A 14,096-nucleotide genomic window follows, 5' to 3' on the forward strand; every position below is an offset into this window, starting at 1 on the left:
TCATTCCCGTCACGAGATTCGGCTCCGGTGTCTCAAGGAGCAGGTGGAAATGGTTGCCCATCAGCACCCATGCATGAACCCGCCAGCCATGGCTGCCGCACACTTGCTCAAGTCGCGACAGAAAAGCGCGCCGGTCGTCATCTGTCTTGAAAACGACCTTCCCACCATCACCACGTGCCATCACATGATACACCGCCCCAGGATACTGGTGACGCAACGCCCTCGGCATGACCAACCCCCATCACTCTGACGAGGTCAACTCAAGCAGAAATGTTGAAATGCAGCACCTGACCCCATCCACACATACCATAACACGTAACACCTATCGACCGCGCTGAGACAAACGGTCAATCTCCCGAAGCATGCTTGTCTCGCGTATCAACCTGTGATCATCTTCCTTTCGCCCATAATATGATTTTCTTATAATATCAACAACTCTCCATCCTTGAGACGTCTTTACGAGCACGAATTCAATTTGAAGCAGGCCCCATTCATCTTCCCAATTTTGCGCTGTCCGACTAACGATCACAGATGCTTTACCTGAAAAAACTTCCACATCTGTTACCTTCTGTTCAACGTAATTAGTCATTGAAGACTCAAGGGGAAGCAAGATTCCATAGCGAATCTCGGATTCACCCAGATCACCATTGCGGACTACACCAATGAGCTTCTGCGTAGTCTCTTCCGTGAAAACCCCCTCCGGGTTATGACGTTTAAGCGCGTTATCAAGGTTTTCTTGATAGGGAACTTCCAGCTCACGGCCATCCGGCCACGTTAGCGCTTCCTCAACCTTTCCTAGCACCTTAAGGATGTCCTCCTCGTCACTGATCGCCTCTGTGTCACGAAGGTTGCGACCACGGTGCAAGTCGTTAAACCCACATCCTACAAGGAGGACGGTGATCACATACTTTAACACGGTCTTCACCATCTATTGATCCGCTGAGAGATTCCGGGAGGGAGACTACTCGGGTATGCTCGTTGCGGCGTAACACAACACAGGTGTGTCCTTTAACACAACACTCTTTTACACTTTTGACGCTATCCCCACGTGTTGCCGACCCTGCAGCAATCCGATTTGTTCAGATAACCCCACCCCTTAATGACACCCTTAGAATTAACCACGTAATACCACCGACATGACGTGCAATCATTCAACCTAAGAGAGTATCTTTTGCCGCCACTAGCATCCTGCACATCGTAAATTGCGCCAGATTTCTCCCAAGCTGATATTGGTTTTCCGATGTAGCTTTCTACCATGTACTCGAAGTTGCCCTTCGTTTTCGGAAAGCCTGAGCAGGCCACCAAGAGGCTAGACAAAGTAAGAATCAGAGCTTGAACCAAAATCTTCATAAAGAGGCAATCAGTAGGTCCTTGTGGGGAAAAGAGAGAACACTACAAAAGGCGCAGCCAAGGGAACGTTTATTCCGCCGACGATGTCGCCAGCCAAACCTGGAATCAGTCATTGCCGGTGTATTCGATGCGATCCACCCGCTGGTTGAGCACCTCGCCGGGGAAACCGGAGGTCGGATTATCGCGGGTGTAGCGGACCCGGAAGTAGTTGCCGACCGTGTCCTCGACGCGCGTCACCGACCACGAAAGCGCGCCGCCGGGATCCCCCGCTGCGTCGGCCTTCTCCACACGGGCTTCCGCAGTATCCCCGAGGGTGAGAGTCAACCCGGACTTCGTTTCGATTTGCCACCATTCAGGGCCATGGTGAAGCTGGCCTCGGGCGGTGATCCGGGCGAAGGAATCCATCTCGGTGCGGTAGACCGAATCCGCCTCGCCATAGACTCCCTCAACCAGGACAAGGCGTTCGCCGTTGAAGAAGAAGCGGTCGTTCGGATCGAAATCCACGCCATCGATCATGCCGTCCTTGGCAAGCGTGGTACGGCCGCGGGCAATTTGTTGCAATCCGTTCAGCGACCAGCCGAGACCCGCGATGCCGTTCGCTCCATTCGACGAATAGTCGAGGGAGATCTTGGGCTCCATTCCGGCGGTCCCTTTCGGGATGTCGATCGGAATGCTGTAGGCGGCTGAGCCGTCACCACCCACGGTGAGCGAGCCTTTCAGGGCACCAACCGCGGTGTGCTGCCCGAGAATGGTAAGTGGCGGCACGGCACCGACCGGAGGAGGCGTCACCGAGGGAACCACGCCTTCGCCGCCCGAAGGACTCCAGATCGAATCGAGGTAATCCTCCAACCAGCTCTTCCCGGTGGCGGGATTGATTTCGTCGCGGTCATAGACGAGAGGGTTCGACCCGTTGGCGGTCTCCCACGCGTCGGGAAGCGCGTCCTTGTCCGCATCCGGGAAAAGCATGTTGTCGGGGTTCGCGGAAAGATCGTCGACCAATACATCCACCACGTCGCTGCCGTAAAAATCGAGGCTGCTGAGCAGGGCGGCCCGACCTTCGAAGCCGACATTTGCTGCGGCAAGCTGGCCATCAACGAACAGGTCCCAGACAAGCCGGGCACTGTCGTGCCGCAGGGTCAGTCGGACGTAGTCCGCAGCACGCGGTTCGACCGGATCGATGGAGAACCCGGGCGCGAGGCGATACCATTCCCCGACCTCCGCCGGATCGGCGGCGTCATCATTTCCGTCATAGACCCAGAACTCACCGGCAGCCCCGGCGTCATCGAGCTGGAACGCGGCCTGGCTGCCGTTGACGAAGAGCGAGGCGAGGCTACCTGCGGGATTCGCCGGAGGCTTGATCCAAAGATCAACAAAAGCAACGGTCTCCACTGGATCCCAGTCGAGCATGCGGCGCAGGCGAGTCTCGCCGAGGCTGGCGGTCTGCCCGACCCGCAGCGCCTGGCCACCGCCAAGGCCCTCGCCACCGGGACTCACCTCCGCCGTGCCCGAAATCAATTCCCATTCAGAATAGGCGCTGCTGGTTCCCGAATCGACCGCATCAAACGGCTGGAAGGTCGGTGATTCAAAATCGACCGGCGGCAGGTACGCCAGGACCGAGGTTCCGAGCATCGAGAGGTTGGCAAGAACTGCACCGGTCCAAGACAACCACGGGTTTTTCATGGAACGGTCGTAGATACCCCCCCCCGCTCAGTTCAAGCCATGTAGTGCGAAATCCTTCGCGCGGTTTTGCATTGACCAGAACGTTGGCTTGCGACCGAGCAATTTCCGCTGGCTGGTCGTGCTGATTGAGGCCGAGCGAGCGGGTGCCGGGTCCATCACCGGCGCTCATCCCTCCCCCGCCCCTTCTTTGATGGCGCTATTCGGCTTGCGCCCCGGCGAATCCCGCGCAGCTTCGGCGCATGCCGATTTCCCCGAAGCCAGGCACCGCCCTTCTCATCGTCGGTCATGGCTCCACCGAAAATCCCGACTCTTCCACTCCCTACTTCGATCACGCCGACGAGATCCGTGATCGACAGCTTTTTTCGGAGGTCCACTGCTGCTTCTGGAAGGAAGAGCCATCGATGCGGGAGGCGCGCTACCTCATCGAGGCCGACGAGGTCTACGTCGTCCCGGACTTCATCAGCGAAGGGTATTTCACCCAGGAGGTCATCCCCCGCGAACTGGAGCTCGAGGGTCCGACCACCCGGCGCCATGGAAAGACCTGGCACTACACCCTGCCGGTCGGCGTCCACGCGTCGATGACCGACCTCATCCTGCGACGGGCACGGGAAGTCGCACCCGATGTGGAGGAGGAGGAAACCACCCTGTTCATCGTCGGCCACGGCACGGGCCTGAACCAGAACTCGACGAAAGCCGTAAGGGATCAGGCCGAGGCGATCGCGGCCAGTGACGCGAAGTTCGCGGCGGTCATGGACACCTACATGGAAGAGCAGCCCTTCATCGCGGACTGGGCCAAGCTTGCCGAGACGCCCAATGTCGTGGTGGTTCCCTTCTTCATTGCGGACGGTCTTCACAGCTATCAGGACATCCCCGTGCTTCTCGGGATCGAGGAGGACGAGGGGGAAGCGGCGAGCCAGCGGGAGGTCTTCCGCCACAACCCCCACCACCTCCGCGGAAAGACCCTCTATTACTCCTCGGCGATCGGCACCGAGCGCCTGATGGCCGACGTCATTCTCGACCAGATCTCGGACTTCGATTCGAAACACCGCTCATGATCATCGACCGACTCGTTCAGGCTCTCGATGCCGGCATCGACCACATCGGCGAGGTCCGGATCCTCCGGGACGTGCAGGGTGCCGCCTACGCGCTGTGTCACCACGACGACGCGGGAGCCTTGGAAGACCTTGAAGTCCATCGTGGCCCTGGTCCGGCGCGGGACATCTCCACCTGGGCTGCCGACGGACACTACCGTTTCACCAAGGGCGAACTCTCGCTCAAGCGCGGCTGGTTGTTGCTCCTCGAAGATGCCACCCAACTCCGGCAGGCGCTCGACCTCCTATATCCGGCGGCGCTCGGGTTGTGGATCGCTCACGAGAACGGAGACCTCGATGTGCAGCATCTCCGGGAGAAGCTCGACCGGCAGACGGGCATGTACAAGTTCGCCCGCAACATCAGCGACGAGGGCGCCCAGAAGCTGGTCCAGAAGGTCTGCGGCCCGGGCAATTGCTGTGTGAAGAAGATCCTCTGGCAGCTCGACGAGCAGACTCCACTGGAAGACAGCGAGGCGAGCCGCTTCGACGGCACGCTGGCTCCGAACTCGATTCCGCTGCTCTGCCGCGAGGCCTGCAATCATTTCGTCGCCGAGTGCCGGAAGGCCTCCAAGGCCGAGTTCGAGGCGGCCCAGAAAACGGATTCGTAGGCATTCCGGCTCTTCTTCAAGAGACCGGCCTCACTTCCTCCGCCTGGATCACGGGGAGCACGCCGTCCGCGGTTCGGAGCAGCAGTTCGCCCTTGGATCCGATCCCCACGACCTCGCCGGTCTGCTCACCCCGGGAGGTCCGGAGCACGACCCGCCTCCCACTGAGCACGCAGCGGCGGCGGATTTCCTCAAGCATCGCCTCGAACCCGTCGCCGATGGAAGCACTCCGGCCGGCGAGCCGCGGCAGCAGCAGGTCAAGCACCTCGGCCGCCTCCCAATGGCGGCCATCCTCGATCAGGAGCGAGGTCGCCTCGATTCCGGGGTCGAAGTCGCGCATGCCCAGATTGAGGCCGATCCCGACCACCGCTCCATCGTCGGACGATTCCACGAGAATGCCGCCCACTTTCCTCTCCCGGATCCACAGGTCGTTCGGCCACTTCAGCCCCGCCTCGTAGCCCATTTTTTCGAGCGTTTCCGCGACGGCCAGACCCGCTGCCAGGGAGAGCCGGGGCCAGAGGGCGAGCGGCACCGTCGGACGCAGGAGCACGGAAAAGGTCAGGCTCTCGCCTTCGACGGACTGCCAGCGGTTCTGTCGCCTCCCCCGCCCCTGCGTCTGCCGCTTCGCCACCACCACCGTCCCCGGCGGGTATTCACTCCGGTGGAGATGATCATTCGTGGAATCCACCTCATCCAACCAGTGGATGCTCCATCCATCAGGCAAGTGGTCCGGGCTCATGGGTCCGACTCCACGAAGTCCAGCGCAAGGTCGAGCGAGACCGCCGAATGCGTGATCGCCCCCACCGAAACGAAGTCGACCCCAGAGGCGGCAATCGCCGCGACGGTCTCGAGCGTGACCCCGCCGCTCGCCTCCAACCGCGGCACTCCCTTCTTACCGCGCATTTCCACCGCCTCCCGAAGTTCCGAAGGCTCCATGTTGTCGAGAAGGATGTAATCGACCCCGTCGAGCCCCAAGAAATCCCGCACCTGCTTGAGCGTATCCGCTTCCAGCTCCACTTCGATTCCCGGCCGCTCGCGCTTCAACCTCCGGATCGACTCCTGCAATTGCACCAGATCGGTTTTCGTGACCAGGTGATTGTCCTTCACCATCGCGCGGTCGTAGAGGCCCATTCGATGGTTGGTGCCACCGCCCGCCACCACGGCCGACTTTTCCAGCAGGCGCCAGCCCGGGGTCGTCTTGCGGGTGTCGAGGATCCGTGCGCGCGCCCCCTGGATGCGGTCGACATACTGCCGTGTGAGGGTGGCCACGCCACACATCCGCTGGAGGAAATTGAGCGCGGTCCGTTCGGCGGTGAGAACGGAACGGGCCGCGCCACGAACCTCCATGACGCGGGCTCCCTTTCCGAGGCGGACACCATCCTTGAGCAGCAGTTCCACCTCAAGCCCCGGCGCCACCCGATGGAATACCTCCCTAGCCACTTCGCCTCCGGCCAGCACCCCTTCATCGCGGGCCACCACGAAGGCGCGGACCCGTGCCTCCTCGGGCACGAAATACAGCGAAGTCACATCGCCGGACCCGACATCCTCGGCCAGGGCCGCATCGATCAGCTTCAAAACAGACTCGTCCACGGACGGAGCTTATGCCGCCGGGCGCCGTCCGCCAATCCCGATGGCTTAATAACGCATGGTCACGCCGAAGTGCGTCCGGCTCCCCCGCCCGTCCAACCACCATCCGTGGTCGGCCCACAGGTCCACGTATTCGCTGACCCTCATCCGGATTCCCACGCCCGCACCGGACACCGAGGTGGTGGCCCCGCCATCGTTGCGGAGCCAGGCGTGATCGAAGAAGCCAACCCCGCGAACCCGAACCTGATCGCCCCCCCGCCACTCGGGACTGACGACCTCGAAGCTTCCCTGCACGCCTCCGTCCGCGATGAATTCGCGCTCGCCAATCCCGCGGACGGAGCGGTAGCCACCGGCGGCAAACTGCTCCGACGGCAGCAACCGGGAGTCCGCCCACTGCGCCGCCCCACGCAGGCCGAGCCGCCAATCCCCCCCGGGCGACCACCAGCCCTGGCCGGACAACCGCCCGAGCACGTAGCTGGAGTCCGCTCGTGGATCATAGGCCCTGAAGTCCGCGTCATCATTTCCGTCGACCAAGCCACCGGGCGATGCCAGCAAGCTGGCTGCCAGGACCACGCCGGCATCATCCCAGCGCCGCTCGGCCCGGTACGAAAGCTTCCCGTGAAGCAAGCGAACCTCACCCGGCGAAAAGGCCCCTCCCCCGAAGAGCACGAACTGGTCGGTCGCCTTGAGCTCGAAGCCACTGGTGAACTCCTGCTTCCACCGCCCCAACCTCGGCAGGATCATCCGATGTCCCATCGCGACGGACCACGAGGTGCCTTCGTTGTCCAGAATCCCGACCGCCGACGGCGTCCGGTTCTCCACCCTCGCATAAGCGGCATCGATTTGGAGGGTTTGCTGCAAGCGATGAAGCGGGATCTCCCAACTGAGCGCGTGGGCGTGAAGCGACGAAACGGGAATCCCGAGGACCGTCTGCCACGCGATGATCTGCTCGCCCCGGGTCATCCCGACCGCGCCCAGAAGAAGACGTTCCCTGCCGGCGAGATCGGGCCCGCTGTTCTCATAGCCGAGACTCACCCGCCATGGCCGGCTTTCCTCCAAACCGATCAGGATGTCCGCGCTTGCAGGTTCAAGCCCCGGCGACACGAAGAGCCTCGGTTGCCGGAACGCACTCCGCCCGAACCAATCCAACTGCCGGTCAAGGTCCCCACGTCGAAGCACCTCCCCTTCGACCAGCGAGATGCCATCTTGAATCAACTCGGCGTTTCCATACCGCGGCCTCGCGACGCCCACCCGTCCGATCCGGCCGACCTCGACGAACAACACCAACAGGCCGCCCTCGAAGTCCTGCCCGAGCGCATCCACCGCCACCACGGGATAGCCCTGACGATCGTAATGAATGAGGATCAGATCAATGACCTCAAGCAGTCGCGCTTCATCGAGAGCGGCCCCGAGAACCGTCTCCAGCCGCCCCGCCAGCCGGTCCGGCGCGGGCAGAATCAGCGTCGATTCCACCTCCAAACCCGGCGAAACTCCCTCGATCCGCCCGTCCTCCTGCCACGACCGGAGCCGGATTTTTGACAATTTCTCCGCCAGACGGATGCCGCGCCGGTCACCCGCCGGTTCGCCCGGACGAACCTCGGGCAGACTCTCGACCACCTCGCCCTGGGGAACCTCGGGCGCAATTCCGGGAATCAGATCTTCGCCCCGGATCCGCTCCGCAGGAGTCAACACCAACACACCTGCCGCGAGGACGATACAGGAAAGCCCTCTACTCCAAGCATTCGCTCGCCCCTGATTTGCCACGGCAAGAAATTAACGATGAAGGGCGATCGACCCAAGCTCAAAACCAGCACATCCAAATAGTTTGGAAAGCCAGCATTCAAGTGTTCTTAATTTTAAAATAGACCAGTTATTCGAGCTTCATACATCTGTAAGTTTAAACAACTTATCATAAGGTACGAAGGAACTAGTAATTTCTCGACGGCACCCTATCTGAAAGTTATTCACAACCAAAACCAACTTCCTGCAGGGGCATGCATACAGGGAAATTTCTACCATTCGCCGCACTCGCGGCCGCCAGCCTTACCACTACGGTCGCCGTAGCAAAAGACCCGGCAACCACCGTGATTCCACACGGTGTCATCGAAGATTCCGGCTGGGCCCTCGCCCGCCTGAACGATGGAGCGAACCCATCGAGCGGAACGCTGGACTTCCGCTACCCGGAGTCCAGCCGTCCGGTGCGCCTCTACCTCATCGACTCGGCGGTCGACAACACGAGCGGCTGGTTCGACGACAACGCCAACCTCACCTTCGTCCAGGGAATTCGCGTCGCGAGCGGCACCTCCTATGATCCTGGTAGCGAGACCGCCTCACTCGACCACGGCACCCGCATGCTGTCGGTGATCGCGGGGCCGGAGTTCGGAGTGGCCTGCGGCGTTCCGGTCGAACTCTACTCCTACGATATCTATCCGAGCGAAGGCTCGAACATCGCGCTTCTGGTGAGCGCGGTGGGACAGGCGACAGCCCGACATGAGATCGACAAGCTCTCGAACCCGGACTTGCTGGGCGTCATCTGCATCGCCAACGGAACCGGCGACCCGACACGCAGCCCGACCCTTCTCGCAGCCATCGACCAGGCGCTCGGCCAGGGCCTCGTGGTAGTGGTGTCGGCCGGCAACGACAACGCCGATGCACTCAATGGTCACAACCCGGCTCAGGTGATCAATCACGTCAAGGACGCCTACCTTCCTGCAGCCTACGGATCTTCACGCGACGGCCTCATCACGGTCGGCGCCTCGACCCAGGACAATGCAAAATCCCCGACATCGAACTTCGGAGCCGCGATCGACGTCTGGGCTCCCGGCGTCGAAGTCCCCACCTTCGACACGGCGAATCCGAGCGGCGGTCAGTCCTCCCCGATGAACGGAACGAGTCCGGCGGCGGCGATGGTTGCCGCCGCAGCGATCGCCGAACTCTCGCGCCAGCCCGGGCTCGATCCCGCCGGCGTGGAAGACGAGCTGAAGTCGCGGCTTTACGCCGCCGGAAGCGTCTCCATCGTTCAGATCGATGACGATCTCGATGCCGACGGCTCGGTGGATGAGTTGGAACGCTTCTTCGGCTATCCGATTGATGATGCGACCAGCGCGCCCCCGCCGGTGGGTTTCGTCGCCTCCGGCTCGACCTCCGAGCTTTCCTTCACCATCGATGCCGACCTGTGGCAGCCCGACAACCCGCTGGAACTCTCGGACTCTTCGGCATGGCGACTCCTTGGCTCTTCGGACCTGATCAACTGGGTCGTCGTCGACCCGGTGCTCGTCATTGGATCCGAGGCCGACGGTCGCCTTCCGGTGACAGCGGTCGCATCGAACGAATCGGTTCCGCCTCCCGCAGCCCCGACCGACCCCGAAACGGCACAGACCACCAATCCGGAGGCCACCGCACCGAAGGCCTATGTGGCCACCCCCGAGGAGATCATGGCGACCCAGGAACTCATTCGCCAACTCTTCGAGTCCACTCCCGAATTGTATCCCGAATGGTATTGGGAAACCTTGGGCGTCGCCTACGAGACCCAGACCGTGCCTGGCGAGGTGTCGCTGACGGTAACCCCCACCTCTTCGCAGCGGGTCTTCTACCGCATCGAGGTGATTCCCAACCCCTGAGGCTTGGGTCACCGGTTTGTCCGGGTGCCGCCGCGGACCCCACCGAAGAATGAGCTCCGGCTCGCCAGAACCGGCTTCCGCTCGTTCCGGGCCGTCTGAATTTTCTCCTTTTTCCGGTCGCGCATTGAGTCGGCCGAGGCACTCATCGGAGCTGAATAAGTAATCCTTCTCCGGTCGCTGACCGCCGAACCATCGGGGCGCTTGAGCGCCGGGATCCCCAGGCTGGCATCCCCCACCACCCCCGGGGCATCGCCGTCGATATGAGGGCGGATGACGGCGCTTACCTCGTTGAATAAGCCATCGAAGATTGAGTCGTTCGCGATAAAGCCTTGGGATTCATTGGAGATCCGGCCGGACTCGCCCACCCCGAAAAAGACCTGGGCGTTGCCCTCGCCGATCACTCCATTGTTGAGCACCTCCGCTCCGGCTGAAACCTCAATCTTGGGTGCACGAAGGCTCCCTTCATTGAAAACCGTTCCTGCGAGGGAGTTCTGACTGAGCCGACGTTCTCCCGCGCCAAGGATCTCGATATCACTTCCACCCCCGACCATCACACGACCGTTCGGGGCATCAAGAGAGGCTCCTGAGAAGATTCTCACATTCTGCCCTGCCACCGTCACATCGCGGGCCGTGGCTTCAAGGCTACCAAAGACAAGCACGTCTCCACCACTAGCACCGCTCAGAGTGAATCCAGCGCCGCCGGCGAAGAGCCCGGCATCGACGCCGAGCGTTGCCAGCGTCACGGATTCGGCCGTGATGGACCCGGTGATGATCAAATTACCATTCGGCGCGAAGAACCCGAGATTTCCGTTCGCGGTGATGTCACCGGCGATCAAATGGGTGCCGGCCCCATTGAGGTAGTTGGTGACCGTGTCCCCGCCGACAAAGTTGAAAACCAACTCGTCGTTTCCGGCGAGATTCATCTGACCCCAGTCGAAGACACTGTCGTCGCTGATCGTGAAAATCGTCTGCGAGCCATCGGCCGTGGCGACCGTTTCCCAAGTGGCGGTTCCAGGTGTCGTCAGGACAAAATCCTGCGCCAAGACGCCGCTGCAGAGCAGCAGAGACAAGCTCGGCAATGATCGAAGGGTGTGGGACATCGGAAAGTAAGGGTGGGACAGCCGATGCAGAAGCTAGGCTTAAATTTAAGGAAACTTACAGAATTGGGAAGCGAATTCTAAAATTTATTCAGATTCGGCCGACACCCGCGGATTCCCCCCAGAACCATTGCGGATGTCGGCCGATCGCTGAACACGTGCTGCAATCCCTTGGATTCCAGCCCATGAAAGGAAGTTCCGTCGCCGGGTGCCGACTGAGGCCTCCCCCCGGAAACCCCAGTGACCCGAGCTGTCGAGAACAACCTGTCATCACCACTCCCAATCGCACCTGAAATTCCTGATTTCCAAAATTCATTGAAAAGTTCATGATCAAGGTGATCCCCGCAGCCATGGGGCTGCCATTCCGCTGATGCGCTTCGTGTTCATATTCCTCGCAATCTGGCTGCCTGCTGCGGTGGGAGCGGTGGATTTTGAACGTCCGGCCGAAGCGGAGGCCCAGCTCAAGGAGCTGGTCGGGGAATGGGAAGCCGCTTGGGAAGCCGACGCCAACCCCGAGAACGCGATCGGACTCGCCACCAGCCTTCACGCACTCGGGGTGGTTGAGCGCCAGCTCGCACGGACCAATGCCGCCATCAGCCACCTCCGGAGGGCCTGCGAACTTCTCGAGCCCCACTCCGCGGAACTCTTGGCCGAGGCCCGCGAAGCGCTGGCGGTCGCGCTTCAAGATCGAGGCGATTTCCAGGAGAGCGAGGCCCTGCTTCGGGCCGTGCTGGACTCCCGCCGGAGGTCCGGGACGGAGGCCCCCCTGGCGCTTGCCCTGACCCTCGACCACCTGGCCCTGTCCCTGCTGCTGCAGGGCAGTTACACCGAGGTGCTTCCGCTTCTCGAGGAGGCTTCCGCCCTTCTTTCGGAAAGCCATCCCGCGGAGCAGGCAAGGGTCCTCGGCCACCTCGGCCGCTACCACCACACCCTCGGCAGCCACGCCCGGGCGATCGATTACTTCGACGAGGCGCTCGCGACCGACTTCCAGCAACCGGAGTTGCGCCTTTCGCTCCGGTCCCAGCGGGCCCTCGCCCAACTGCGGCTCGGCCTCACCGATGAGGCCGTGTTGGCGACCGAGAGCGTCGCCGACGACGCGCGCACGCTCCTGGCCGATACCCCGATCCGGGCCATCCCCTACATCAACAACATGGGCGCACTGGCGCTCTCGCTCGGCCAGCCCGGGGAGGCGGCTCAAGCCTTCCGCGAAGCGCGAGCCTTGATCACCGAAAGCCTCGGCGATCAACACCCCGCGCTGGCCGGCATCCACCACAATCTCGGCGTCGCCCTCCAGCAGGAAGGGTTGCTCGGGCAGGCGAGGGAAGAACTGCTCGCCGCGCGACGGGTCCAGAAGCTGCATCTTCCCGAAATCCATCTCCGGGTGGCCGAGACCCGGCGCGAACTGGCGGTCAACGCCATCCTCGACGACCTGCCGGATGCCGGAACGATCGCGCGCGAGGCCACCGCCGCCGGCCTCGCCTTGCTTGAGCGCCTCGTCGAAAGCGGCAGCGAGACCGAACGCCTGAACTTCCTCGAACGCTTCGACCTGATATCGCTGCCCTGCGAGATCGGCGATGCCCGGCTGATCGCCGACACCCTGATCGCGAGCAAGGCCCGGCTGCTCGACTCCCTGATCGGTGCAAGCCCGTCGACCGCCCCCCGCTGGCAGGACCTCTCGGCATCGCTACCCCCCGGCTCCGCCTTCATCGACTTTTGCCGCTACCAATCGGTGCGGGTCGGCGAGGCGGAACGCTACGGAGCGATTCTGCTGGTGGCGGGCGGCGAGCCCCAATGGATCGAGCTTGCCGATGCCGATGATCTCCAACGCTGGCTGGGAGCCTTCAAGGAAAGGCTCGACTGGAATGCGGCGCAGCTCGGCGGTGATGATTCGCCGGCCCCCGCCCTGACCCTGGCCGGCATCCTGGGTTTCCTTTACCAGCAGTTCTGGGCACCCATCGATGACCGGATCCCGGGTGAAATCCAGCATCTCGCCGTCTCCCTCGACAGCACCTCCCACTTCCTCCCGCTTCCCGCCCTGCTCGACCACGAGGGCCGCACCCTCTGCCACCGCTACAAGCAGATCACCCGGGTCGCGAGTGGCCGCGATCTCCTCGATGCCCGGGAGCTGCCCCCAATCGCGGATGTGCCATGGACGGTGCTCACGATTTCCGACTACCCCCGGACACCGGAGGCGCCCACCGGGCAAAGCCGTCTCGGCGAAATCCTCGGTCGCCTGGGCCCGCTCCCCGGGACCTCAAAGGAGGCAAAAGCCATCCGCAAGGTCGCGCCCCGAGGATCCCTCTTTCTGGAGGATGACGAGGTCACGGAACCCGCGGTGACCGCCCTCCCCGGGAATCCGGGTGTTTTGCACTTCGGCGGACACGCCTTCTTCGTCGGCGACACCCGCTCGGGGGCGCCGGTCGACTTCGACCTGGAATCCGACCAGCTCCTCGCCAGCGGCCTGGTGCTCCATCGCGGACTGACCACGGTGAGCGGAGTCCCCGGCGAAACCCCCGATGACGATCTGCTGTTCCCCGGGGAAATTGCGCGGCTCCCGCTGGGCCAGACCCGGCTGGTCACCCTTTCCTCGTGCGACTCCGGCCTCGGCACCTCGGTGGATGGCGAAGGCGTGCTCGGCCTGCAGCGAGCCTTCGCCACCGCCGGTGCCCGCGAGGTGGTGGTCGCCCTGTGGCCGGTCTCCGACCTCTCCACCCCCGATTTCATGCGCCGCTTCTACGAGCTCGCCGTCCACTCCGACCGCTCGGCCCAGAGCCTGTGGCAGGCCCAGGCCGAGCGGATCCCGTCACCCGACGATCCGGACTTCGAACAGGCAGTGCTCCGCTACGCTCCGTTTTTCATGACCCAGCACCACCCTCTGCAGACAGGCGGCCCGATCGAACCCGCCAAACGACGATCCCCGCTCTGGCTCGGGCTGCTTGGCGTGATTCTCCTGGCAATCATCGCCGCGATTCGACTCATCCGCAGGCTCCGGGCTCGCCCCGAAAAGCTTTAGTTTTAAGCATTTGAAGCTAATTTTGAGAACTTTTGAACGGTTTGGCTGAAAAT

At 62.4% G+C, this 14,096-nt stretch carries 11 protein-coding genes; 4 read left to right on the forward strand and 7 right to left on the reverse strand.

Features of this window, described 5'->3' with window-relative positions:
• The 3 genes from ACG2LG_RS16295 to ACG2LG_RS16305 all read right to left on the reverse strand — a co-directional run.
• The coding region (locus ACG2LG_RS16295; protein ID WP_396260733.1) for a transposase at positions 1-193 on the reverse strand (193 nt) is incomplete at its 3' end.
• 129 nt (positions 194-322) lie between these two features.
• Entirely contained in the window at positions 323-928 is a 606-nt protein-coding gene (locus ACG2LG_RS16300) for a hypothetical protein (protein WP_396260735.1), read from the reverse strand.
• Between the two features lie 527 nt (positions 929-1,455).
• Positions 1,456-3,030, reverse strand: a complete 1,575-nt coding sequence (locus ACG2LG_RS16305; RefSeq protein WP_396260737.1) for a SpvB/TcaC N-terminal domain-containing protein — start codon at positions 3,028-3,030, stop codon at positions 1,456-1,458.
• 239 nt (positions 3,031-3,269) lie between these two features.
• Here ACG2LG_RS16305 and ACG2LG_RS16310 point away from each other — a divergent pair, with 239 nt between their 5' ends.
• The gene (locus ACG2LG_RS16310; protein WP_396260738.1) at positions 3,270-4,085 is read left to right on the forward strand and encodes a CbiX/SirB N-terminal domain-containing protein; all 816 of its coding nucleotides are present in this window, start codon (positions 3,270-3,272) and stop codon (positions 4,083-4,085) included.
• The gene (locus tag ACG2LG_RS16315; protein ID WP_396260740.1) at positions 4,082-4,729 is read left to right on the forward strand and encodes a DR2241 family protein; all 648 of its coding nucleotides are present in this window, start codon (positions 4,082-4,084) and stop codon (positions 4,727-4,729) included. The genes ACG2LG_RS16310 and ACG2LG_RS16315 overlap by 4 nt, the downstream gene beginning before the upstream one ends.
• A gap of 16 nt (positions 4,730-4,745) precedes the next feature.
• Here ACG2LG_RS16315 and ACG2LG_RS16320 read toward each other — a convergent pair whose 3' ends face one another.
• The 3 genes from ACG2LG_RS16320 to ACG2LG_RS16330 are packed head-to-tail and all read right to left on the reverse strand — an operon-like array spanning position 4,746 to position 8,005.
• Positions 4,746-5,465, reverse strand: a complete 720-nt coding sequence (locus ACG2LG_RS16320) for a biotin--[acetyl-CoA-carboxylase] ligase (protein ID WP_396260742.1) — start codon at positions 5,463-5,465, stop codon at positions 4,746-4,748.
• A complete protein-coding gene (gene nadC / locus ACG2LG_RS16325) occupies positions 5,462-6,316 on the reverse strand; it encodes a carboxylating nicotinate-nucleotide diphosphorylase (RefSeq protein WP_396260743.1) in 855 nt (284 codons plus the stop codon). The genes ACG2LG_RS16320 and nadC overlap by 4 nt, the downstream gene beginning before the upstream one ends.
• Positions 6,317-6,361: 45 nt before the next feature.
• Positions 6,362-8,005 carry a ShlB/FhaC/HecB family hemolysin secretion/activation protein gene (locus tag ACG2LG_RS16330; RefSeq protein WP_396260745.1) on the reverse strand — a complete coding sequence of 548 codons (1,644 nt, stop codon included), beginning with the start codon at positions 8,003-8,005 and terminating at the stop codon, positions 6,362-6,364.
• A gap of 392 nt (positions 8,006-8,397) precedes the next feature.
• Here ACG2LG_RS16330 and ACG2LG_RS16335 point away from each other — a divergent pair, with 392 nt between their 5' ends.
• Complete coding sequence (locus ACG2LG_RS16335; RefSeq protein WP_396260746.1) at positions 8,398-9,933, forward strand: S8 family serine peptidase; 1,536 nt, start codon at positions 8,398-8,400, stop codon at positions 9,931-9,933.
• An 8-nt stretch (positions 9,934-9,941) separates the two neighbouring features.
• Here the strand turns inward: ACG2LG_RS16335 and ACG2LG_RS16340 are convergent, their stop codons facing one another.
• Positions 9,942-11,003, reverse strand: coding sequence for a hypothetical protein (locus ACG2LG_RS16340; protein WP_396260747.1), 1,062 nt, complete (start codon positions 11,001-11,003; stop codon positions 9,942-9,944).
• Between the two features lie 397 nt (positions 11,004-11,400).
• On the opposite strand from ACG2LG_RS16340, the gene ACG2LG_RS16345 reads away from it, so the two are divergent.
• The gene (locus tag ACG2LG_RS16345; protein ID WP_396260748.1) at positions 11,401-14,043 is read left to right on the forward strand and encodes a CHAT domain-containing protein; all 2,643 of its coding nucleotides are present in this window, start codon (positions 11,401-11,403) and stop codon (positions 14,041-14,043) included.
• Positions 14,044-14,096 lie beyond the last annotated feature (53 nt).

The sequence above is a fragment of the Haloferula sp. A504 genome (assembly GCF_044385805.1).
In the GTDB taxonomy this organism is placed as follows: Bacteria; Verrucomicrobiota; Verrucomicrobiia; order Verrucomicrobiales; family Akkermansiaceae; genus Haloferula.